At 64.4% G+C, this 21,982-nt stretch carries 17 protein-coding genes and 1 pseudogene; 10 read left to right on the top strand and 8 right to left on the bottom strand.

The window, feature by feature from the left end; all coding sequences use genetic code 11:
- Positions 1-32: 32 nt before the first annotated feature.
- Positions 33-833, bottom strand: a complete 801-nt coding sequence (locus CK222_RS02260) for a class II glutamine amidotransferase (protein ID WP_095799254.1) — start codon at positions 831-833, stop codon at positions 33-35.
- 16 nt (positions 834-849) lie between these two features.
- Positions 850-1,104, bottom strand: a complete 255-nt coding sequence (locus tag CK222_RS02255) for a DUF6356 family protein (protein WP_095799471.1) — start codon at positions 1,102-1,104, stop codon at positions 850-852.
- A 116-nt stretch (positions 1,105-1,220) separates the two neighbouring features.
- Here CK222_RS02255 and CK222_RS02250 point away from each other — a divergent pair, with 116 nt between their 5' ends.
- The 5 genes from CK222_RS02250 (at position 1,221) to CK222_RS02230 (ending at position 4,839) form a co-directional block, all read left to right on the top strand.
- Positions 1,221-1,691 (top strand): Lrp/AsnC family transcriptional regulator, encoded by a 471-nt coding sequence (locus CK222_RS02250; protein ID WP_095799253.1) that lies wholly within the window; start codon positions 1,221-1,223, stop codon positions 1,689-1,691.
- 84 nt (positions 1,692-1,775) lie between these two features.
- On the top strand, positions 1,776-2,261 hold the full coding sequence (gene dut / locus CK222_RS02245; protein WP_095799252.1) for a dUTP diphosphatase: 486 nt from the start codon (positions 1,776-1,778) through the stop codon (positions 2,259-2,261).
- Positions 2,262-2,921, top strand: coding sequence for an HAD family phosphatase (locus tag CK222_RS02240; protein WP_095799251.1), 660 nt, complete (start codon positions 2,262-2,264; stop codon positions 2,919-2,921).
- 173 nt (positions 2,922-3,094) lie between these two features.
- The gene (locus CK222_RS02235) at positions 3,095-3,952 is read left to right on the top strand and encodes a hypothetical protein (protein WP_095799250.1); all 858 of its coding nucleotides are present in this window, start codon (positions 3,095-3,097) and stop codon (positions 3,950-3,952) included.
- Between the two features lie 74 nt (positions 3,953-4,026).
- Positions 4,027-4,839, top strand: a complete 813-nt coding sequence (locus tag CK222_RS02230) for an oxaloacetate decarboxylase (protein WP_067324326.1) — start codon at positions 4,027-4,029, stop codon at positions 4,837-4,839.
- 70 nt (positions 4,840-4,909) lie between these two features.
- Here CK222_RS02230 and CK222_RS02225 read toward each other — a convergent pair whose 3' ends face one another.
- Both CK222_RS02225 and CK222_RS02220 read right to left on the bottom strand, forming a co-directional pair.
- Complete coding sequence (locus CK222_RS02225) at positions 4,910-5,629, bottom strand: sulfate transporter family protein (protein WP_095799249.1); 720 nt, start codon at positions 5,627-5,629, stop codon at positions 4,910-4,912.
- A gap of 151 nt (positions 5,630-5,780) precedes the next feature.
- Positions 5,781-6,683, bottom strand: a complete 903-nt coding sequence (locus CK222_RS02220) for an EamA family transporter (RefSeq protein ID WP_095799248.1) — start codon at positions 6,681-6,683, stop codon at positions 5,781-5,783.
- 263 nt (positions 6,684-6,946) lie between these two features.
- On the opposite strand from CK222_RS02220, the gene CK222_RS02215 reads away from it, so the two are divergent.
- The 3 genes and pseudogenes from CK222_RS02215 to CK222_RS02205 all read left to right on the top strand — a co-directional run.
- Complete coding sequence (locus tag CK222_RS02215; RefSeq protein WP_095799247.1) at positions 6,947-7,939, top strand: adenosine kinase; 993 nt, start codon at positions 6,947-6,949, stop codon at positions 7,937-7,939.
- 250 nt (positions 7,940-8,189) lie between these two features.
- Positions 8,190-8,864 carry a hypothetical protein gene (locus tag CK222_RS02210; protein WP_095799246.1) on the top strand — a complete coding sequence of 225 codons (675 nt, stop codon included), beginning with the start codon at positions 8,190-8,192 and terminating at the stop codon, positions 8,862-8,864.
- Positions 8,849-9,685 (top strand): annotated as a pseudogene (locus CK222_RS02205) (porin); the annotation flags it as partial. The gene CK222_RS02210 and the pseudogene CK222_RS02205, both read left to right, overlap by 16 nt.
- A gap of 94 nt (positions 9,686-9,779) precedes the next feature.
- Here the strand turns inward: CK222_RS02205 and CK222_RS02200 are convergent.
- Positions 9,780-12,059 carry an NADP-dependent malic enzyme gene (locus CK222_RS02200; RefSeq protein ID WP_067324316.1) on the bottom strand — a complete coding sequence of 760 codons (2,280 nt, stop codon included), beginning with the start codon at positions 12,057-12,059 and terminating at the stop codon, positions 9,780-9,782.
- 253 nt (positions 12,060-12,312) lie between these two features.
- Between CK222_RS02200 and mutS the strand changes: the two genes are divergently transcribed.
- Positions 12,313-15,036, top strand: coding sequence for a DNA mismatch repair protein MutS (gene mutS, locus CK222_RS02195; RefSeq protein ID WP_245432948.1), 2,724 nt, complete (start codon positions 12,313-12,315; stop codon positions 15,034-15,036).
- Between the two features lie 27 nt (positions 15,037-15,063).
- Here the strand turns inward: mutS and CK222_RS02190 are convergent, their stop codons facing one another.
- From CK222_RS02190 to CK222_RS02180, 3 genes are all read right to left on the bottom strand, one after another.
- On the bottom strand, positions 15,064-15,909 hold the full coding sequence (locus CK222_RS02190; RefSeq protein WP_095799244.1) for an aldo/keto reductase: 846 nt from the start codon (positions 15,907-15,909) through the stop codon (positions 15,064-15,066).
- Between the two features lie 93 nt (positions 15,910-16,002).
- Entirely contained in the window at positions 16,003-16,392 is a 390-nt protein-coding gene (locus tag CK222_RS02185; protein WP_095799243.1) for a DUF305 domain-containing protein, read from the bottom strand.
- 44 nt (positions 16,393-16,436) lie between these two features.
- Positions 16,437-18,947: a heavy metal translocating P-type ATPase gene (locus tag CK222_RS02180; RefSeq protein WP_095799242.1), complete on the bottom strand. Its 2,511-nt coding sequence runs from the start codon at positions 18,945-18,947 to the stop codon at positions 16,437-16,439.
- A 195-nt stretch (positions 18,948-19,142) separates the two neighbouring features.
- Between CK222_RS02180 and CK222_RS02175 the strand changes: the two genes are divergently transcribed.
- Positions 19,143-21,947, top strand: a complete 2,805-nt coding sequence (locus tag CK222_RS02175) for a [protein-PII] uridylyltransferase (protein ID WP_095799241.1) — start codon at positions 19,143-19,145, stop codon at positions 21,945-21,947.
- Positions 21,948-21,982 lie beyond the last annotated feature (35 nt).

Here is a 21,982-nt window from a genome sequence, read left to right as displayed (position 1 = left end):
GCGCTGTCCCGCGACCTTCGCTACGTTTGGAGCTAGACGGCCAACGCGAACTTAGCAACGGTCGGCGCGAACGGCCGGATGTTTGTGCCGTCCCTTGTCATGGTGACGAAGCTCGACGGCGGGATTGCCTGCCATTCGCCACCGTCGCGGTCGAACGGTTCGGAGACGATGCAGCGGCCGGCGCGGCTCGCGAATGCGCCGGTATAGAGCGTTGGCGCCTGGCCGTCGGTGGCGTAGCGCACGGCGTAGAGCGCCTCGCCATCGGAAAATGCCGCTGTCAGCTTCAGGGAGGGTTCGAGACCGGCGTGGCGCGAAGCCTCGAGAACGCGGCTGGTGGCGCGGGCTACCGCGCCTTGCGGGTCGGCGGACAGCCCTTCGTCGAGCATCAGCAGGAAGAAGAGTTCGGAATCAGTCGTCCCTTCGCGCTGGTCGAAGACAGCATCCGACAGCGAATTCTCAAGCGCGCGGCGGATCTTCTCGAAGCCGCCGATCTGGCCGTTATGCATGAACGACCAGCGGCTGGAGACGAAGGGATGGCAGTTCATGCGGCTGGTCGCGCCGCCGGTGGAGGCGCGCACATGGGCGAGGAACAGGCCTGATTTGATCTGCCGGCAGAGGCTTTTCAGATTGGGGTCCGACCAGGCCGGCAGGATGTCGCGGTAAAGGCCGGGCTCGGGACGATCGCCATACCAGGCGAGGCCAAAACCGTCGCCATTGGTCGGCGATTTGGCCTCCTGGGCGCAGTGGCTCTGGGCAATCAGCGAGTGGCAGGGCGCCGTGATGATGTCTTCGAGGAAGACCGCTTCACCAAGATAGGCCGCCCACCGGCACATCGCATTCCACCACTTATCAGGCGCGATCCATCAGAGCCTGAGGCTCCTTCACCGCGTGTGAGCTTCTGTTATTCGTGCGCTCATACAGCTCACGGACGATTCGGCTGGCGGTAGTCTCGAACAGAAACGGCAAGAAAGCGTGAACGAGGGCGGCGCCCGCGGCCATCGACAGGCGGGAGCAGAACCAGGCGGCGAAGGCCATGTGGCCGAAATAGGTTTCGCCAACCTTGGCCGGGTGAGACGTAAAGAGCGCCGAAAACCGCGTCGTCATGGTGATCCCTCCTGCCGGGATGAGCCCCGATATTGTGTATCCTGCCACGAGTTGAAGGTTCATCGATCCCAAATTGTCCTTGTGTCTAGCCCTATTTTGGGACATTTATCCCAAGAATGGCATATGATATCGACGAAACTGATCGGAGATTGCTGGCCGAACTGCAGCGCGACGGCACGCTTTCCGTCGACCAGTTGTCGGAGCGCGTGGCCTTGTCCCGCAACCCCTGCTGGCGGCGCGTGAAGCGGCTGGAGGAGGAGGGCGTCATTACTGGGCGCGTGGCGCTGGTCGATGCCGACAAGCTCGGACTCGGCCTCTCTGTTTTCATCCTGATCCGGACGTCGAACCATGACCCGGACTGGCTGCAAAAATTCCGGGCCGCGGTGACGGGCTTTGCCGAGATCACCGGCGTCTACCGCATGTCGGGCGACCTCGACTATGTGCTGAGAGCCCGCGTCGCCGACGTCAAAGCCTATGACAGGCTCTATCAGCGGCTGATCGCCAAGGTGCCGCTGTCGGACGTCTCCGCTTCCTTCGTCATGGAGGAGATCAAGGAGACGACCGTCGTTCCGGTGGAGTTGCGCTGACGCGGAACCGCATTGAAAGAAAGGCGTTGATAGCGTCGCGGCCGGGTTGACCGAATCGGCAGCCGCGCCGATAGGAATGGGCTCATGCGCACGGCTGTCTATCCTTCCTCCGTCATCGGCCCTACCGTCGGTTTCGTCAGGCTTCCGCATGGCGATGGCTTGCCGCTGCCGACCTATGAAAGCGCGGGCGCGGCCGGGATGGACCTGCGAGCCGCGGTGCCGGAAGACCGGCCGCTGCTTATCCTGCCCGGAAAACGCGCGCTGGTGCCGACCGGGCTGATCGTGGAAATCCCGGAAGGCATGGAAGGCCAGGTGCGGCCGCGCTCCGGCCTCGCCTTCAAACATGGGCTGACCGTGCTCAACACGCCCGGCACCATCGACAGCGATTACCGCGGCGAGGTGAAAGTGCTGCTCGTCAATCTTGGCGATGAGGACTTCGCGGTGACGCGCGGCATGCGGATCGCGCAGATCGTGTTTGCGGCAGTCACGCAGGTGGCCAGCGAAGAACGGGCGCTCGCCGGCGGCACGGCGCGCGGCGCCGGCGGTTTCGGATCGACCGGCACCGCATAAATGCACGTCCCAAAACTGGTCATCTTCGATTGCGACGGGGTTCTGGTCGACACCGAGAACCTTGCCAATCGGCGCCTCGCCGACTGGCTTTGTGAAGCGGGCTTTCAAACCACATTCGAATATTGCCGCAAGACCTTCTCGGGCCGCAGCATGGCCTCGGTGCAGAAAGAGATCGAAGAGGCGACCGAGGCCCGGCTCGGCGCCGACTTCGTCGAACGCTGGAACGCCGGCCTGCCGGATCTATTCGCGCATGGCGTCGAGGCGATCCCTCACGTGCGCGATTTCATCGAAAAGGTGCGCGCCGCCGGTATTGCCTATTGCGTCGCCTCGTCGGCGCGAGTTTCGAAGATGCATATCACGCTCGGGCAGACCGGCTTGTTGCCGCTGTTCGAGCACGCCATGTTTTCCTCGACCATGGTCGGGCGCGGCAAGCCGTTCCCGGACCTTTTCCTGCATGCGGCAAAGACGATGGGCTTCGCGCCGGCCGACTGCATCGTCATCGAGGACAGCGTCGCCGGCACCCAGGCCGGCATTGCCGCCGGCATGCGCGTGTTTTCCTATCACGCCGATCCATTCTCGGACCGCGACGGGCTGGCGGAAGCCGGCGGGATCCTGTTCGACGACATGCGGGACCTCGCAGGACTGGTGCCGATCCTTTGATCGGACACTGGAGCGGTTCCGCTTTCGTCGAATTGCCGACCCGCTCCAGCTACTTGTTTTTACGCAATTCCGGACGGAAAACTGTTTCACATTCTTCCTGGAATTGCTCCGGGCTGTTCGGCGAAATCTTCCGTGCTAGCGTGCAGCCGTCAAACAGCCGGCGGCTCCCACCCATGAAATTCACCCTGCTTCGCCTCGCCCTCGCTCTTGTGCTTCTGTCATGGTTTTGGGGCCCGGCGAGCGCGGAAAATGTCAGCTTTCCGGACTTTGCCAGCGCCATCCCGGGCCACAAGGACGTCACCTATCTCGATCTGGCCAGGATGGTCATCCCCGATCTGGCGTTGAACGCCGACGGCTTCTACCACGGCGGCTTGCCGATCGAAATGCGCCACGTCGCCGGTCCGGACAGCGGTGGCTCGCCGCCTGAAACGTCAAGCCTGCCCAATGCTGCGGTGCTTGCCATCAAGGCCGGCGGCAAGGACCGGCTGACCATGCTGTTCGATCTCGGCGACTCTCCCGACAGCGCCGAGGGCTATGCGGTGCTGGCGCTCTACGATCTGACCGGCGGCAAGCCGGCGCTGCTCGACGCGGTCAATGTCGCCGTCGATCGCAGCACCTATTTTCGCGAACCGAACAAACTGTCGGTCGGCGCCGGTGACGATATCCTCATCACCATGAGCACTCATTTCAATTCCAGCCAGGGCTATGTGATCACGCCGCTGATCATGGTGCGCAACGACAAGTTCGAACTGATCGACATGATCTACACGTTCGATGAAAGGCTATGCACCTACAGCCGCAAGCAGGACATCGCTTTTAAGGCTATTGCCGACGGCCGGCCGCATGCAGCCGTCAAGGTGACGGTGACCGATGCCATGGTACCAAGCGGCGAAAGCTGCGACGATGCGGCGCCCGAGGCGTCCTCGAAAGACATTTCAGTCATCTATCATTGGGATAAGAAAGCGTCGCGCTACGTGGCGGGTTCAGACGCCCTCAAACGGTTGTCAGCAGAGAACGAGAAACGCTTCTGAGCCGAGCGCATTCGTTTGCCCGAGCGGGGCGACCGCGATAAATTCCCCCCACGACCCATGATTGAGGACCCGCCATGGACAAGGGCAAGATTTTTCGCGATCTGCACGCCTCGACCTTCGTCATGCCCAATCCCTGGGATGTCGGCACGACCAAGCTTTTGGCTTCCTTCGGCTTCAAGGCGCTGGCCACGACCAGCGCCGGCTTCGCCTTCTCGCGCGGCCTGCCCGACGGCGCCGTGACGTTCGAGGCCATGATCCACCATTGCCGCGAAGTGACGGCGGCAACCGACCTGCCGGTTTCGGCCGATCTCGAGCGCGGCAAGGGCGACAGCGCCGAGCAGGCCGCAGAAACCATCTTCGCGGCGGAAGCCGCGGGCCTTGCCGGCTGCTCGATCGAGGACCATACGGGCGATCTAGAGTATCCAATTTACGAGTTCTCGCATGCAGTCGAACGCGTCGCCGCGGCCGCCGAGGCGGCGCGCGCCCTGAAGCACGATTTCGTCTTCACCGCGCGGGCCGAGAATTTCCTTTGGGGCAAGACCGATCTCGACGACACGATCAAGCGTCTGCAGGCTTTCGAGAAAGCCGGCGCCGACGTGCTCTACGCGCCGGGCCTGAGCGACATCGACACCGTGCGGACGGTCTGCTCCGCGGTCAGCAAGCCGGTCAATGTCATGGCGCGGCCGGGCTTCACCGTGGCCGACCTTGCCGCGGCCGGCGTAAAACGCGTCTCGCTCGGGCCATGGCTGACGAATTTCGCCTTTGGCATGCTGGAAACCGCTGCGCGGGAAATCCAGCAGGACGGCACCTTCGGCTTCACCCGTTCGGCGATGCCGTTCGGCAAGCTGCAGGCGCTGTTCCGCGGGGGCGGTACCGAGCAGGATTAGAGCGTTCAGCGTTTCACGGAAACACCGAACCGCTCTATCCCCTTGTTGCGCATTTCCGGACGGAAAACCGCTACGCGCTTTTCCTGGAATTGGGCTGGACCGGGTCCCGCGCCGAAACCGCCTTGTGCAGACGCACCATCATGGCGGCGGCAAAGAGCGGGGTCAAAAGGTTGAGCAGCGGCACGGCAAGGAAGACCGCGATCAGCAGTCCGGCCAGGAATACCGTGCCCGCATACTTCCGGCGCAGCGCCTTGGCTTCAGCCTCGGGGCGGAAGCGCATGGCGGCGAACTCGAAGAATTCGCGACCCAGCAGATAGCCGTTGACGATGAAGAAGGCGGCGAGGTTGATGCCCGGCACGAGGAGCAGCAGTAGGGCGACGATGTTGCCGAGGATCACGAGGCCAAAGAATTTTATCGCCAGCGCCAGCGACTGCAGCACCGGCACGGCGCGGCCGGGCAGATCGCCGGGATAGTCGGTGCGCTCGACCACCTCGGCGATATCGTCGAGGAACAACCCTGCGACGATCGCCGTCACGGGTGCCACGAGCAGCGCCATGCCCATTGCCAACAGGATGCCGGCGATGATGCCGCTCAGCCATCCTGCCCAGGACGGCAGGCCGGGCACAAATGCCTGCAGCCACGGCCATGCCAGCCATTCGAGCAGGCTCTCGATGCCGAACCACAGCGCCACCAAGGCGAGCAGCGTCAGGCCCAGCATCTTCAGGAAGACGGAGCGGAATTCAGGTGAGAACAGCCGGCTGGCGGCGGCGCGGGCGGCATCGAGGATCACGGCAGGTCCAAGCCCTTACAGAGGAGCGACGATCCCGAGATAGGCGGGCTTGCTAAGCGGCGCAACTAAGCGCGTCGCGTCGACGCGCCTTAGGTTTGTCTCGATGCATGTCGTCCTCCCAAAACCGCCATGCACTTTTGGGCGACATGCATTATTGCGCAAGCCTGGCCAGTCTGGCCGGGATGGTCATGGCCGCGACGCCAACGACGACGAAGCCCATGCCGAACCAGGCGCTCGGCCCGAGGCTTTCGCCCAGAAAGACGGCGCCGATGCCGACGCCGATCGGCACGCGCAGATAGGCCTGCGAGGTGGTGCCGACAGAGCCCAGCGTGTGGATAAGCCGGAAGAAGATCGAAAAGGCGAGCGCGGTGGAGAAGACCGAAAGCCCGAAGAGCGCCAGAATCGACGCCGTCGACGGCGTCAACGTCCAGGGCCGGTCGAAGACGAGGCTCAAGGGAATCAGGATCACGGCGCCGCAGATCATCGAGCCGGCGGCCGGCACCATCGGGTCGAGCCCTCTGAAATTGCGGCCGAAAATGGCGGCGCCGGCATAGCAGACGGTGGCGGCGACGACCGCAAGCTGCGCCCAGAGCTGATGGCCGATGCCGCCCAGCGCCTCGGTGCCGACGATGAGGCAAATGCCGGCGATGCCGGCGCCGACGCCGACCAGCTTGCGCAATGTCACCGGCTCGTGGCGGGTGATCAGCGCCGTCAGCAGAAAGGTGAAGATCGGCGACGTCGCGTTGAGGATCGTGACAAGGCCGGCGTCGATCGAACGTTCGGCGGCGGCGATCAGCGTGAACGGGATGACGCTGTTGAGGCAGGCCTGGAACATGAAGCGGCGCCACATGACCACCTCCCGCGGCATGACAAGGCCGCGCCAGCGGATGAGGCCAAGCAGAATGCCGCCGGCGATCAGCGTGCGCCCGGCGATGAAGGTCACCGGCGGGATCGTCTCGACGCCGATCTTGATGAAGGTGTAGGAGGCACCCCACAACACCGCCAGCAGGCCAAGCAGCGCCAGCTCGGTCGTCATCTCGGTCTTATCGGACATGGGATTTCGCGCCTTCAGCCTGTTTCGACGGTCCGTTCTAGCTCACACCGCGGCTTAGATGTTTCGATGACGCTCCAACCATAGCCGCCGTCGCCTCTAACGATATGGTCCAGTTCGGCGCGACGGCTGCCGCAGCAACCGGCCGGAAGTCGGCGAAGCGGAAACCGGTGCCGATTTTCGGGGTAGGCAAAGCGGCTGCGAGCCGCTAGACCCGCGCGCGGCCGGCGTGGCACAAAGCCGGACAGTCGTTGGCGGAGACATTGATGCCGGAATATGACGTGCTTTGCATCGGCAATGCCATTGTCGACATCATCGCGCAATGCGACGAGGCCTTTCTGGAAACCAACGGCATCATCAAGGGCGCGATGAACCTCATCGACACCAGGCGCGCCGAGCTCCTCTACAGCCGCATGGGACCGGCGATCGAAGCTTCAGGCGGTAGCGCCGGCAACACGGCGGCGGGCGTGGCGAGCTTCGGCGGCCGCGCCGCCTTTTTCGGCAAGGTGTCGAACGATGCGCTCGGCGACATCTACAGCCATGATATCCGCGCCCAGGGCGTGGCCTTCGACACCAGGCCACTGCAAGGCGAGCCGCCGACGGCTCGCTCGATGATCTTCGTCACGCCGGACGGCGAGCGCTCGATGAACACCTATCTCGGCGCCTGCGTCGAGCTGGGGCCGGAGGACGTCGAGGCCGACAAGGCGGCCGGCGCCAAGGTCACCTATTTCGAGGGTTATCTGTGGGATCCGCCGCGCGCCAAGGAAGCGATCCGGCAGACCGCGAGGCTGGCGCATGCGGCGGGGCGCGAAGTGTCGATGACGCTGTCGGATTCTTTCTGCGTCGACCGCTACCGCGACGAGTTCCTCGATCTGATGCGCTCCGGCACGGTCGACATCGTCTTCGCCAACAGCCACGAGATCAAGTCGCTCTACCAGACCGCTTCCTTCGAGGACGCGCTGGCGGCGATACGCAAAGATTGCAAGATCGCCGCCGTTACTCGCTCGGAAAAGGGCTCGGTGATCGTGCGCGGCGACGAGACCGTCACTATTCATGCGACCACGATCAAGGAACTGGTCGACACGACCGGCGCGGGCGACCTTTATGCCGCCGGTTTCCTCTATGGATACACGACCGGACGCAGCCTCCAGGACTGCGGCGACCTCGGCTCACTGGCGGCCGGGCTGGTGATCCAGCAGATCGGCCCGCGACCGCGCCAGAATCTGCGCCGCGAAGCGGAACAGGCGGGCCTGCTTTAGTTCCGCTGCGTCATCCCGGTCGGGCGCCAAATGAACCCGGCTGTCGCGCCGCTGTCATAGATCGCTCCTAGAGGCACATTGGGCGTTCCGCGACTGACATTTCGGGCGCCCGCAGCAGTTGGGGTGTCAAAAATGCAAGACAGCAACCTTCACGGTCGCTGCGTCCGTCACCATTGCGATAGCCGCTTTCCGCTGTAGCCGTTCAACGACGGCCCAGTTTGGGAGAAGCGCGGCCCCGCAAGACAGATGCATGACCAGATTTCAGAATCCGCCTGAAGGAACTTCGCAAGACGCCTTGGCCGGACTTGTGGCCGAGGCTGTGCGACAGGCTTTGATGCAGCATGGCGTCCTAAAGGACGCGGAGGCGCTGATCTGCGCCACCGCGATGGCCGGCGGTGTTGCCGCCGCCCTTCCGTTCCTGCCGCAGGCGCAGCGGCTTGCCATCACCTCCTTCAAGGGCAGCTGGACCGGGCTCGCCTCCGAATTCTTCCGCGCGATGGCGGAGAAGATCGCGCGCGCCGAGCCGCGCGACGCAGGCAGCAGGGACGAAAATCCGAAGATCGGGGCCGGCAAGCCCATCCCGCGGCCCTTTGCCGAGCGGGTCTCCGAGCTGCAGTCGATGCTGATCGAAGACTGGGCCGGCGAGGTCGCCGGGTCGACCTATCTGGAAGAGAAGTTCCGTATACCTCGCTCGACGCTGCATCGCTGGCAAAGGCGCGCTGAGGTCGTCGCGCTGCGCAAAGGCGGCCGCAAGCATGTCTTCCCGCTCGCCCAGTTCATCGACGGCAGGCCGGCCCCCGGCATAAGCGAGGTGTTGGCGGCCATCACCAATCCGAGATTGGCCTGGTTCTGGCTCGCTCATCCCTGCCCCGAACTGGATGGCCGCGTCCCCATCGAAATGCTGCGCGAGAGCTCGGCACGTTGAAGACCTACACCGAAACGCGCTTCAACTTCGGTGACAAGAACCTGGTCACCTCCAACGGTGAGGTTGACACCAACCCCGCTGCCAACAAGGCGCCCGACCTGCATTTCGCCTGGATCCAGCTCGGCGGCCTGCGCGTCGGTAAGGACGAAACGCCTTATGACCAGTTCATCGGTTACGCGGGCAATGTCATCCAGGACACGATCATTCCGTACGGCGTCAAGGACACCAACGTCGTCAGCTACTACTTCGATGTGGACGGCGGCTTCTCGGGCGTCATCTCGCTCGAAGAGGGCTCCGGCGTGACCGGCACGATCGACAGCTACGTTCCTCACGTCGTCGGCGGCTTGAAGTACAAGGGCGACTGGGGTGCGATCACCGGCGTCGTCGCCTATGACAGCAACTATGAGGAAGTGGCCGGCAAGGTTCGCCTCGACGTCAATGTGAGCAAGGAACTGTCGCTGTTCGTCATGGCCGGCTACGGCACCGACGACAACCTGAGCGACGATGCCGGCAACGCCATCGACGCCCATGGCCGCGGCTTCTACAAGCCGTGGGGCGGCAATTGGGCCGTCTGGGGCGGCGGCACCTACAAGTTCAACGACAAGACGGCGTTCAATCTCCAGGCTTCGGCCGACGACGACAAGAACTACGCTTTGGCGGCGAACGTCGCCTACACCATCGTGCCGGGCTACACGATCACGACCGAAGTCGACTGGAACCACTTCGGCCACTTCTACGACGGCACTCCGTTCGGCAACTGGACCAAGGCCGACAAGAAGGACAGCGTCGGCGGCATCGTCCGCTTCCAGCGCAATTTCTGATCGAAAGCTGCGACCCAAACAGAAAGGCCCGCGGCATCGCCACGGGCCTTTTTGCTTTTGAGTTCGGCAAAGGGCGGGGCGCGGCGGCCGCCCGTCAATTCCCCGCCGTATAGGCCGCGATCGCCGCCATGTTGACGATGTCTGAGTCCTTGGCGTTGAGCGAGACGATCTGCACCGGCTTGTTCAGACCGACCAGCAGCGGGCCGATGACGGTCGAGCCGCCGAGTTCCTGCAGCATCTTGGTCGAGATCGAGGCCGAGTGGAAGGCGGGCATGACCAGCACATTGGCCGAACCGGTCAGCCTGATGAACGGGTACTGCGCCATGGCGCGCGGGTTCAGCGCCACGTCGGCGGCCATCTCGCCGTCATATTCGAAGTCGACGCGGCGCTTGTCGAGGATGCGCACCGCCTCCTGCACCCGCTCGGAGCGCTCGCCCTGCGGATGACCGAAGGTGGAGTAGGCGAGCATGGCAATCCTCGGCTCGTAGCCCATGCGGCGGGCAAAGCCGGCCGCCTCCTCGGCGATGTCGGCGATCTGCTCGGCATTCGGCATGTCGTGCACGGCGGTGTCGGCAACCAGCACGGTGCGACCTCTTGCCAGCACGATCGAAACGCCGATCACGCGGTGGCCTGGCTTGGCGTCGATGACGCGGCGCACGTCGTCGAGCGCGGTGGAATAGTTGCGGGTCACGCCGGTGACGATGCCGTCGGCGTCGCCCAGCGCCACCATGCAGGCGGCGAAATGGTTGCGGTCGTTGTTGATCAGGCGCTGACAGTCGCGGAACAGGTAGCCCTTGCGCTGCATGCGTTCGTAGAGATAGTCGGTGTAGATCCCATTGCGGCGCGACAGCCTGGCATTGATGATCTCGAGGCCTTGCTTGTTGAGTTCGATGCCGGCGTTGCGGGCATTCTCCTTGATGACGTCGTCGCGGCCGAGCAGGATCGCCGTGCCCAGCCTCTGGTTCACATAGGAGACGGCGGCGCGCATCACCTGCTCCTCCTCGCCTTCGGCGAAGACGATGCGCTTGGGCTGGCGGCGGACGCGGTCGTAGATGCGCTGCAAGGTCGAGGCGATCGGATCGCGGCGGGCGGAGAGCTCATGCGCGTAGCGGTCGAGATCGAGGATCGGCTTGCGGGCGACGCCGGACTCCATCGCGGCCCTGGCCACGGCAAGCGGGATCGCCGAGATCAGGCGCGGATCGAAGGGCACCGGGATGATGTAGTTGGGGCCGAATTTCGGCCGGTTGCCCTGATAGGCGGCGGCGACGTCGTCGGGCACGTCCTGGCGCGCCAGCTCGGCCAGGGCGCGTGCGGCGGCGATCTTCATCTCGTCATTGATGGTGGTGGCCCTGACATCCAGCGCGCCGCGGAAGATGTAAGGGAAACCCAGCACATTGTTGACCTGGTTCGGGTAATCCGAGCGGCCGGTCGCCATGATGGCGTCGGTGCGGATCTCGCCGACTTCCTCGGGCGTAATCTCCGGATCCGGATTGGCCATGGCGAAGATGATCGGGTTCTTGGCCATCGACTGCACCATGGCGGGGGTCAGCGCGCCCTTGGCGGAGAGCCCTAGGAAAACGTCGCAGCCGTCAAGCGCTTCGGCGAGCGAGCGCGCCTCGGTCTTGACCGCATGCGCCGACTTCCACTGGTTCATGCCTTCGGTGCGGCCCTGGAAGACCACGCCCTTGGTGTCGCAAAGGATGATATTCTCCGGCGAAAAGCCCATCGCCTTCATCAATTCGATACAGGCGATGCCCGCTGCGCCCGCGCCGTTGCAGACCATTTTGGTGGTCTTCATGTCGCGGCCGGTGATCTCCAGCGCGTTGATCAGCCCGGCGGCCGAGATGATGGCGGTGCCGTGCTGGTCGTCGTGGAAGACGGGGATGTCCATCAACTCGCGGAGCCGCTGCTCGATGATGAAGCATTCCGGCGCCTTGATGTCCTCGAGATTGATGCCGCCGAAGGAAGGTCCGAGGAAGCGCACGCAGTTGATGAATTCATCGGCGTCCTCGGTGGCCACCTCGAGGTCGATCGAATCGACATCGGCGAAGCGCTTGAACAGCACCGACTTGCCTTCCATGACCGGCTTCGAAGCCAGGGCGCCGAGATTGCCAAGACCGAGGATTGCGGTGCCATTGGAGATGACGGCGACCATGTTGCCGCGCGTCGTATAGTCGAAGGCGCGGCTTGGATCCTCCGCGATTGCGCGCACAGGAACGGCGACGCCCGGCGAATAGGCGAGACTCAGATCGCGTTGCGTGGCCATCGGCTTGGTGGCGACGATCTCCAGCTTGCCCGGCCGACCCATGGCGTGGAATTCGAGCGCCTCCTGCGCGCTGACGGAGGGCCCGCTGCTTTCGGTTTTCCTGGCCATGATGCTTTTGATTTCCTCGCCTGTGCGGCACCGCTTGGGACGGCTGCTTGCTTATGGTTCCCACCGATTAAGGCTACACGCGGCGACTGTAAACCGACAAGCCGGGCGAAGCTGCTTCAACGCAGAAGGCCGGCAATGCGGCGGACCGATTGACGGCGAGCTGGCAGCATGGCTCGCGCTTTCCCCTGCTTTTCGAGCCTCCGGCATTAAACCGCCCTGCCACATCTGCTAGCGTTCGGGCATGAACATGCACATGCCGACCGATACCGACGCCCAGGAAACGACGACGCCGGCGCCCACCATGGGCGGCGTCACACCGATGATGGAGCAGTATATCGAGATCAAGGCGGCGAACCCGGATTCGCTTCTGTTCTACCGCATGGGCGATTTCTACGAGCTGTTCTTCGACGACGCCGAAAAGGCGAGCCAGGCGCTCGGCATCGTGCTCACGCGGCGCGGCAAGCACCAGGGCCACGACATCCCGATGTGCGGCGTGCCGGTGCATGCGGCGGACGATTATCTGCAGAAGCTGATCGCGCAGGGCTTCCGCGTTGCCGTGTGCGAGCAGATCGAGGACCCGGCGGAAGCCAAGAAGCGTGGCTCGAAATCGGTGGTGCGCCGCGACGTGGTGCGGCTGGTCACGCCGGGCACCATCACCGAGGACAAGCTGCTTGCACCCTCGGAGTCGAGCTTCCTGATGGCGCTGGGGCGAGTGAAGGGCGGCAATGCAGCCAGCCAAGGCAGTTTCGCGCTTGCCTGGATCGACATCTCGACGGGCGCGTTTCGGGTGGCTGAAACCTCGGCCGAACGGCTGCTTGCCGACATTTTCCGCGTCGATCCGCGCGAGCTGATCGTCGCCGAGCCGGTGTTCCATGACGCGGAGCTGCGGCCGGTCTTCGACGTGCTCGGCCGGATCGCCAACCCGCAGCCGCCATCTTTGTTCGATTCGGCATCGGCCACGGGCCGCATAGCCCGTTTCTTCGAGGTGGCGACCCCGGACAGTTTCGGCACTTTTTCGCGTGCCGAGCTGTCGGCGATCTCGGGCGCCATCGCCTATGTCGAGAAGACGCAGAAGGCCGAACGGCCGCCGCTGTCGCGGCCCGAGCGCGAGGAGAACGGCTCGACGCTTTTCATCGACCCGGCGACGCGCGCCAATCTGGAACTTCTGCGCACGCTATCCGGCAGCCGCGAAGGCTCGCTGTTCAAGGCGATCGACCGAACCGTGACCGGGGGCGGGGCGAGACTGCTCGCCGACCGGCTGATGGCGCCGCTGACCGACCCGGCATTGATTTCCGCTAGGCTGGATTCGGTGTCGTTCTTTCGCGCCGAAGCGCGGCTTTGCCAGGGATTGCGAACGAACCTGAAAAGTGTCGCCGACATGCCGAGGGCGCTCTCCAGGCTGGCGCTCAACCGCGGCGGCCCGCGCGACCTTGGCGCGCTCAGCGCCGGCTTCGAGGCCGCGGGCGCGATCGCCGCACTGTTTGCGACGACGCCGCTCCCCGCCGAACTCGCCGCGGCGCTCGCGGCGATCCATGGCTTGCCCAAGGCGCTCGCCCGCCATCTCGGCGAGGCGCTCGATGACGAATTGCCGCTCATCAGGCGCGACGGCGGCTTCGTGCGGTCAGGCTACAATGCCGAACTCGACGAGATGCGGGCGCTGCGCGATGAGTCGCGAAAGGTGATCGCCGGGCTGGAGCGCTCGTTGATCGAGGAGACCGGCATCCGCTCGCTGAAGATCCGGCACAACAATGTGCTCGGCTACTATATCGAGGTGACGGCCAACCATCATTCGATCATGACCGGCAGCGACGCTGCCAAGGCGCGATTCATTCATCGCCAGACCATGGCCAACGCCATGCGCTTCACCACGACGGAACTGGCGGAGCTGGAGTCGAAGATCGCCAATGCCGCCGATAAGGCGCTGGGCATCGAGCTTGCCACCTTCGACCGTCTGACGGCTGAAGTGGTGAGCGAGGCCGACAGCATCCGCGCCGGGGCCGAGGCACTTGCAGTCCTCGACGTGTCGTCGGCCTTGGCGCTACTGTCCGAAAGCGAGGGCTGGTGCCGGCCGGTCGTGGATTCCAGCCTCGCCTTCGAGATTGCCGGCGGCCGCCACCCGGTGGTCGAACAGGCGCTCAGGCGGTCAGGCGAAGGCCCGTTCGTCGCCAATGACTGCAATCTTTCGCCTGAAAACGGAGCAAAGGCCGGCGCCATCTGGCTGCTCACCGGGCCCAACATGGGCGGCAAATCGACCTTCCTGAGGCAGAACGCGCTGATCGCCATCCTTGCCCAGACCGGCTCCTTCGTGCCGGCCGAAAGCGCCCATATCGGCGTCGTCGACCGGCTGTTCTCGCGCGTCGGCGCCTCGGACGATCTCGCGCGCGGCCGCTCGACCTTCATGGTCGAGATGGTCGAGACCGCGGCGATCCTAAACCAGGCGGGGGAGCGGGCACTGGTCATCCTTGACGAGATCGGCCGCGGCACCGCGACCTTCGACGGTCTGTCGATCGCCTGGGCGGCGGTCGAATATCTGCATGAAAAAAACCGTTGTCGTGCGATCTTCGCCACGCATTTCCACGAGATGACGGCGCTGGCCGGCAAGCTTTCGCGGCTCTCCAACGTCACCATGCGGGTCAAGGAATGGGAAGGCGATGTCGTCTTCCTGCACGAGGTCGGCAAGGGTGCCGCCGACCGTTCGTACGGCGTGCAGGTGGCTCGGCTCGCCGGACTGCCGGAAGCGGTGGTGGCGCGCGCCAAGGAAGTGCTGCACCAGCTCGAGGAAGGCGAAGTTTCCGGCAAGACCAACCGGCTGGTCGACGATCTGCCGCTGTTTTCGGTGGCGGTGAAGCGCGAAGCGCCGAAGCCGGCGAAGAACGATGTCCTGGGCGAAGCACTGGGGGCGATCAACCCCGACGAAATGACGCCGCGCGAGGCGCTGGAGGCGCTCTACAGGCTGAAAGGGCTGGCGGCGAAATAAGGCTTTCCAGCGTCATTGCGAGCGCGCCTAGATCATCTCCAGCCCGCGCTTGCGCGTCGGCGGCGGAAAGGCGCGGTCAAGTTCAGCAAGGTCTTCCGCTGTTAGGACGATGTCGAGCGCCGCAGCATTTTGGCGGACATGCTCCTGCCGGCTGGCCTTCGGGATGGCAACGACGCCTTTTTGCGCCATTACCCAGGCGAGCGCGACCTGCGCCGCCGTGGCGTTGTGGCGGGCGGCAACGGCATCGAGCCTGGCGTTGCGCGCCAGCGCGCCCTGCTCGACCGGCGAATAGGCCATCAGCGGGATGCCGCGCTCAAGGCTCCAGGGCGCGAGGTCGAATTCCGGACCGCGCCGAGAGAGGTTGTAGAGGACTTGGTTGGTCTGGACGTTGGCGCCGGAGGGTAGGCCGACCAATTCCTCCATCTCGTCGGTATCGAAATTGCTGACGCCCCAATGGCGGATCTTGCCGGCCGCCTTCAAGGCCTCGAAGGCTTCGATCGTTTCCGACAGCGGCACGCTGCCCGGCCAGTGCAGCAGATAGAGGTCGATGCGGTCGGTGGCGAGCCGTTTCAGACTGTTCTCGCAGGCCCGCTTGACGCCGGCGCGCGAGGCGTTGGACGGCAGCACCTTGGAAACCAGAAAAGTCTCGTCGCGGCGCCCGGCGATGGCTTCCGCCACCACCTCCTCGGCGCCGCCGCCGGCATACATTTCCGCCGTATCGATAAGCGTGATGCCGAGATCCAGCCCAAGCCTTAGCGCCGCGGCCTCGTCGGCGCGGCGCCGGCCGTCCTCACCCATCTTCCACGTGCCTTGACCCAGCACCGGAACGGCTTCGCCTGACGGCAGGAAAGTGGTTCTGATTTTAGAAGACATGGCCCGCTCCGCGTGAGGCTGGATCGCAGCACAAGCATGGCCGAAAATCCAGGCCGAAGTCCTCGCCTTCGTCCGGATTTCCGGCGCGGGGAACTAGTTCACCGGATGCTTGGCAAGCCAATCCTGCATTTTTTTGATCTCGGCTTCCTGCGCCTTGACGACGTTCTCGGCGAGCTTGCGGATTTCCGGGTCCTTGCCGTTGGCGATCACCACCTTGGCCATGTCGATGGCTCCCTGGTGATGGGGGATCATGCCGCGGACGAAGTCGACATCGGCATTGCCGGTGTAGTTGAGCATCATGTCCTTGTGCATCTTGACCATGGCCGCCTTGTAGCCAGCGGTTGCTGGGCTGTCCGCGCCCATGGCCATCCCGGACATGTCGTGCTTCATTTCGTCCGATTGCGCGGGCACGCTTTCGAGGAACACCGCGATCAGCATTCCCGCCGCCATCAGCAGCAGCACAATCTTCTTGGCCAAGGTCATCCAATATCTCCTGTTGAATGGAATGTCGTATTTGGGGGCGTCGCTCAGAGTTTCAACGTTCTCAGCCGCAGCGCGTTGCCGATCACCGAGACCGACGACAGGCTCATCGCCGCCGCCGCGATCATCGGCGACAGAAGCATACCGGTGAGTGGGTAGAGCACTCCGGCGGCGACCGGCACGCCAAGCACGTTGTAGAGGAAGGCGAAGAACAGGTTCTGGCGAATGTTGCGGATCGTCGCCTGGGCCAGTGTGCGGGCTCTGACGATGCCGTTGAGATCGCCCTTGACCAGCGTGATGCCGGCGCTTTCGACCGCGACGTCCGCGCCGGTGCCCATGGCGATGCCGACATCGGCTCCGGCAAGCGCCGGCGCATCGTTGACGCCGTCGCCGGCCATGGCGATGCCGGCGCCCCTGGCGCGCAGTTCGTCGACAAGTGCCGCCTTCCGATCCGGCAGCAGCCCGGCGCGGACCTCGTCGATGCCGAGCCTGCCGGCGATCGCTTTTGCCGTGCGCTCGTTGTCGCCGGTCGCCATGATGATCCTCAAGCCCTTGTCGTGCAGCGCCTTGATCGCCTCGGCCGTGGTTGCCTTGACCGGATCGGCGACGGCAACCAGGCCGGCAAGCTTGCCGCCGACGGCAACGAACATCGCCGTCTTGCCTTCGGCCTGCAGCGCCTCCGCGCTGGCGGAAACGGGCGCGGTGTCGACGCCGAGGTCGGCCATCATCGCCGCATTGCCGAGCGCAACCTTCCTGCCGGACACGGTACCGGCAACGCCCTTGCCGGTTATCGCCTCGAAGTCCTCGGCACCTGCAAGCTTGGCGCCGCGTTCGGCGGCACCTTCGACGATCGCCTCGGCGAGCGGGTGTTCCGAGCCCTTTTCGAGCGTCGCGGCGAGCGCCAGCAATTCATTCTCCGCAATGCCTTCGGCGGCGACGACATCGGTCAGCCGCGGCCGGCCCTCGGTCAAGGTGCCGGTCTTGTCGACGATCAGTGTGTCGACGGAGGCGAAGCGCTCCAACGCCGCCGCTTCCTTGATCAGCACGCCGGCATGCGCGCCGCGGCCGGTCGCAGTCATGATCGACATCGGCGTGGCCAAGCCGAGCGCGCAGGGACAGGCGATGATCAGCACCGACACCGCCGACACGATGGCGTAGGCCAGGCTGGGCTCGGGGCCGAAGAGCGACCATACAATGAAGGCGATGATCGCCACCAGCACGACAGCCGGCACGAAGTAAAAGGAAACTCGATCTGCCAGCCCCTGGATCGGCGCGCGCGAGCGCTGCGCCTTGGCGACCATTTCGACGATGCGCGAAAGCGTGGTCTCGGCGCCGACCTTTTCGGCACGCATGATGACGGAGCCGTTCTTGTTGAGCGTCCCGCCGGTGAGCGAATCGCCCTCCGACTTCTCGATCGGCAGCGGCTCGCCGGTGATCATCGATTCGTCGATGGCCGAGCGCCCCTCGTGCACGATGCCGTCGACCGGCACGGCGTCACCAGGGCGGATACGGAGCCTGTCCCCGGTCTTGACGCTGTCGAGCGGCACGTCCTTTTCGGTCCCGTCAGCGCCGATCAGGCGCGCCGTCTTCGGCGCGAGGTCGAGCAAGGCGCGAATGGCCGAGCCCGTGCGCTCGCGGGCTCTGAGTTCCAGCACCTGGCCGAGGAACACCAGCGCGACGATGACCGCGGCCGCCTCGAAATAAACCGGCACGCTGCCGTCATGGCCGCGAAATTGGTGCGGGAAGACATCCGGGAACAGCGTCGCGACAAGGCTGAAGAGATAGGCAGCGCCGACGCCGAGCGAAATCAGCGTCCACATATTGGGACTGCGGTTGAGCAGCGATGCCCAGCCACGATGGAAGAACGGAAACGCCGCCCACAGCACGACCGGACTCGCCAGCGCCAGCTCTGCCCATGTCTTCGTGCGGCCGTCGACGAAGCTTTCGAAGCTGACGCCGAGCATCGGCGCCATTGCGATGATGAGAAGCGGCAGCGAAAGCACGGCGCTGACCCAGAAGCGGCGGGTGAAATCGACAAGCTCCGGATTCGGGCCTTCGTCCCCGGACGGCACGCCCACCGGCTCCAGCGCCATACCGCAGATCGGGCAGGAGCCGGGCCTGTCGCGAATGATCTCGGGATGCATCGGACAGGTGTATTGTGTGCCCTTAGGCATCGGCTGCGGCGCAGGCCGGCCGGCAAGATACTTTGCCGGCTCGGCTTCGAACTTGTCCTTGCATCCGGCCGAACAGAAATAGAAACCCTGCCCCTCGTGTCGGACAAAATGCCTGGCGCTAGCGCGGTCGACATTCATGCCGCAGACGGGATCGGTGGCCGTCAGATATTTGTCCGGCTCGGCCTGGAACTTCGTGCGGCAGCGCTCGCTGCAGAAATGAAAGGTCCTGCCGCCATGCTCGGCCGCCGGCTTGCCGGCCGCCGGATCGACCGCCATGCCGCAGACGGGGTCGCGAATCACCGCTTCGGTCGCAGGCCGAGCATTCTTCCCCGAACAGCAGGATGCGCCGTGCGCGTGATGATGGTTATGGTTGGAAGGGGTCATTAAGCAAATGCCTCGGAACTCTCGGATTGACGCGGAGGTAGTCCTTCCAGTAACTGGAAGGTCAAGGGTCAGTTTCGATTTTTTAGTCTATAAAGTTGATCGGCTGAGCGTCGAACGCACCTTCCGCGTGATGGAATTCGGCCTGTCGCACGCCCCATACACAGCGCGAAGAAAACGCGCTATAGACGCCGCCGAATGGCCAAGATCTCCCTCAAACTCGACGAAATCATCGATGGCGACGCTTTGCGCCGCGACATGACTGCGCTGACGGCGCCGAGCGCAGGCGACGGCTCCGGCAAGGCTGCCCGCACAGCGGTTCTCCAACTGCTCAAGGGCAAGCTCGCGGAAGGGCGAACGATCGCCGAGGCGATGCTGAAGCAGGATGGCGGCGGCCATGCCTGCGCCGAGCGGCTGTCGCATCTGATGGACGAGCTGATCCGGGCGCTTTACGACTTCGCGGCCACCCACGTCTACCAGGTCAAGAACCGCTCCGCCGCCGAGCGCATGGCGGTGGTCGCGGTCGGCGGCTACGGCCGCGGCACGCTGGCGCCGGGCTCCGACATCGACCTGTTGTTCCTGCTCCCTTACAAGCAGACGCCGTGGGGCGAGCAGATCGTCGAATACATGCTCTACATGCTGTGGGACATGGGGCTGAAGGTCGGCCACGCCACCCGCAACATCGAAGAGTGTCTGAGGCTCTCGCGCACCGACATCACCATCCGCACCTCGATCCTGGAAGCGCGCTTCCTGTGGGGCGAACGCAAGCTCTATGACGAACTGCTTAACCGCTTCGACCACGAAGTGGTGCGCACCACCGGACCCGAATATGTGCAGGCCAAGCTCGCCGAACGCGACGAGCGCCACGCCAAGGCGGGCGAGAGCCGCTATCTCGTCGAGCCCAATGTCAAGGACGGCAAGGGCGGTCTGCGCGATCTGCAGACGCTGTTCTGGATCGGCAAATACTTCTATCGCGTGCGTACCGGCCAGGAACTGGTCGAGAAAGGCGTCTTCACCGAAGCCGAGTATCGCGAATTCCAGAAGGCCGAGGACTTCCTGTGGGCGGTGCGCTGCCATATGCATTTCCTCACCGGCAAGGCGGAAGAGCGGCTGCATTTCGACATCCAGCGCGAGATCGCCGAGCGGCTGGGCTATACGACACATCCCGGGCTGTCGGCTGTCGAGCGCTTCATGAAGCACTACTTCCTGGTCGCCAAGGATGTCGGGGATCTCACCCGCATCTTCTGCGCCGCGCTCGAGGAAGAGCAGGCCAAGCATGTGCCCGGCTTCAACCGCATCTTCCTCACCTTCTCGCGGCGCAAGCGCAAGCTTGCCGGCACGTCCGATTTCATTGTCGACAACCACCGCATCAACATTGCCGACGACAGCGTGTTCGAACGCGATCCGGTCAACCTGCTCCGGCTGTTCTGGTTCGCCGACAAGCACGGGCTGGAGTTCCATCCCGACGCGCTGAAGCTGCTTACCCGGTCGCTCGGCCTGGCCAACAAGTCGCTCAGGCGCGACGAGGAGGCCAACCGGTTGTTCCTCGATATCCTGACCTCGGACCGCAATGCCGAGCTCAACCTCAGGCGCATGAACGAGGCGGGGCTGCTCGGCAAGCTGATCCCCGACTTCGGCAAGATCGTCGCCATGATGCAGTTCTCGATGTACCACCATTATACGGTGGACGAGCATCTCATCCGCTGCATTGGCGTGTTGGCCGAGATCGAGCGCGGCGACGGCGCCAAGGTGCATCCGCTGTCGCACTCGCTGATGCCGGGGTTGAAGAAAAGCCGCGAGGCGCTCTATGTCGCGGTGCTCCTGCACGACATCGCCAAGGGCCGGCCGGAGGACCATTCGGAGGCCGGCGCCAGGATCGCGCGGCGCATCTGTCCGCATATGGGGCTGTCGGCCGCCGACACCGAGACCGTCGCCTGGCTGGTCGAAAACCATCTCGTGATGTCGATGACGGCGCAGACGCGCGACCTCAACGACCGCAAGACGATCGAGGATTTTGCCTCGATCGTGCAATCGGTGGAGCGGCTGAAGCTGCTTCTGATCCTGACCGTCTGCGACATTCGGGGCGTCGGACCCGGCGTGTGGAACGGCTGGAAGGGACAATTGCTGCGCACGCTCTATTTCGAGACCGAGTTGCTCTTGACCGGGGGCTTCTCCGAAGTGTCGCGCGCCGAGCGCACCTCCGCCGCGCGCGAGCGGCTCGCCGAGGCGCTTTCCGCATGGCCGGCGAAGGAGCGCAAGCGCTATGTCGCCCAGCACTACGAAAACTATCTGCTGACCGTCGACCTGCCCGACCAGTTGCGCCACGCCGAATTCGTCCGCGAGGCGGATGTGGCCGGCAGGAAGCTCGCCACCATTGTGAAGACGCATGAGTTCGAAGCGGTAACCGAGATCACCGTGCTGGCGCCGGACCATCCGCGGCTGCTGTCGGTGATCGCCGGCGCCTGTGCCGCGGCCGGCGGCAACATCGTCGATGCGCAGATCTTCACCACCTCTGACGGGCGGGCGCTGGACACCATTTTGATCTCCCGAGAATTCGATCGCGACGAGGACGAGCGGCGGCGGGCCGAACGCGTCGGCAAGCTGATCGAAGACGTGCTGTCCGGCAAGAGCTGGCTGCCCGAGATGATCGAGAAGCGGGCCAAGCCGAAGCGCGGCGCCAAGGCCTTCCGCATTCCGCCGCGCGCCGAGATCCGCAACACGCTGTCGAACCGTTTTTCCGTGATCGAAATCGAGGGGCTGGACCGGCCCGGCCTGCTCTCAGAGGTCACCGGCGCGCTGTCGGACCTATCGCTCGATATCGCCTCGGCCCACATTACCACCTTCGGCGAAAAGGTCATCGACACCTTCTATGTCACCGACCTTACCGGCCAGAAGATCGACAGCCCGACGCGCACGGCCACGATCCACAAGCGGCTGATCGACACACTCGAAGGCAACGCGCCCGAACGCAACGGCAAGGCCAAGGCGGCGGCCGCCGAGTGATCATCACCATCCATTTGACGCAATTCCGCAGGCAG

The organism is Mesorhizobium sp. WSM3866 (assembly GCF_002294795.1).
Classification (GTDB): Bacteria; Pseudomonadota; Alphaproteobacteria; order Rhizobiales; family Rhizobiaceae; genus Mesorhizobium.
The sequence above is the reverse complement of the archived record's forward strand: the minus strand, read 5'-3'. Positions and strand labels throughout refer to the sequence as shown.

Bases quoted from the DNA above. Each gene is read 5' to 3' on its own strand.
- CK222_RS02260 (WP_095799254.1), bottom strand. From the start codon at position 833: ATGTGCCGGTGGGCGGCCTATCTTGGTGAAGCGGTCTTCCTCGAAGAC.
- CK222_RS02255 (WP_095799471.1), bottom strand. From the start codon at position 1,104: ATGACGACGCGGTTTTCGGCGCTCTTTACGTCTCACCCGGCCAAGGTT.
- CK222_RS02250 (WP_095799253.1), top strand. From the start codon at position 1,221: ATGGCATATGATATCGACGAAACTGATCGGAGATTGCTGGCCGAACTG.
- dut (WP_095799252.1), top strand. From the start codon at position 1,776: ATGCGCACGGCTGTCTATCCTTCCTCCGTCATCGGCCCTACCGTCGGT.
- CK222_RS02240 (WP_095799251.1), top strand. From the start codon at position 2,262: ATGCACGTCCCAAAACTGGTCATCTTCGATTGCGACGGGGTTCTGGTC.
- CK222_RS02235 (WP_095799250.1), top strand. From the start codon at position 3,095: ATGAAATTCACCCTGCTTCGCCTCGCCCTCGCTCTTGTGCTTCTGTCA.
- CK222_RS02230 (WP_067324326.1), top strand. From the start codon at position 4,027: ATGGACAAGGGCAAGATTTTTCGCGATCTGCACGCCTCGACCTTCGTC.
- CK222_RS02220 (WP_095799248.1), bottom strand. From the start codon at position 6,683: ATGTCCGATAAGACCGAGATGACGACCGAGCTGGCGCTGCTTGGCCTG.
- CK222_RS02215 (WP_095799247.1), top strand. From the start codon at position 6,947: ATGCCGGAATATGACGTGCTTTGCATCGGCAATGCCATTGTCGACATC.
- CK222_RS02210 (WP_095799246.1), top strand. From the start codon at position 8,190: ATGACCAGATTTCAGAATCCGCCTGAAGGAACTTCGCAAGACGCCTTG.
- CK222_RS02200 (WP_067324316.1), bottom strand. From the start codon at position 12,059: ATGGCCAGGAAAACCGAAAGCAGCGGGCCCTCCGTCAGCGCGCAGGAG.
- mutS (WP_245432948.1), top strand. From the start codon at position 12,313: ATGCCGACCGATACCGACGCCCAGGAAACGACGACGCCGGCGCCCACC.
- CK222_RS02190 (WP_095799244.1), bottom strand. From the start codon at position 15,909: ATGTCTTCTAAAATCAGAACCACTTTCCTGCCGTCAGGCGAAGCCGTT.
- CK222_RS02185 (WP_095799243.1), bottom strand. From the start codon at position 16,392: ATGACCTTGGCCAAGAAGATTGTGCTGCTGCTGATGGCGGCGGGAATG.
- CK222_RS02180 (WP_095799242.1), bottom strand. From the start codon at position 18,947: ATGACCCCTTCCAACCATAACCATCATCACGCGCACGGCGCATCCTGC.
- CK222_RS02175 (WP_095799241.1), top strand. From the start codon at position 19,143: ATGGCCAAGATCTCCCTCAAACTCGACGAAATCATCGATGGCGACGCT.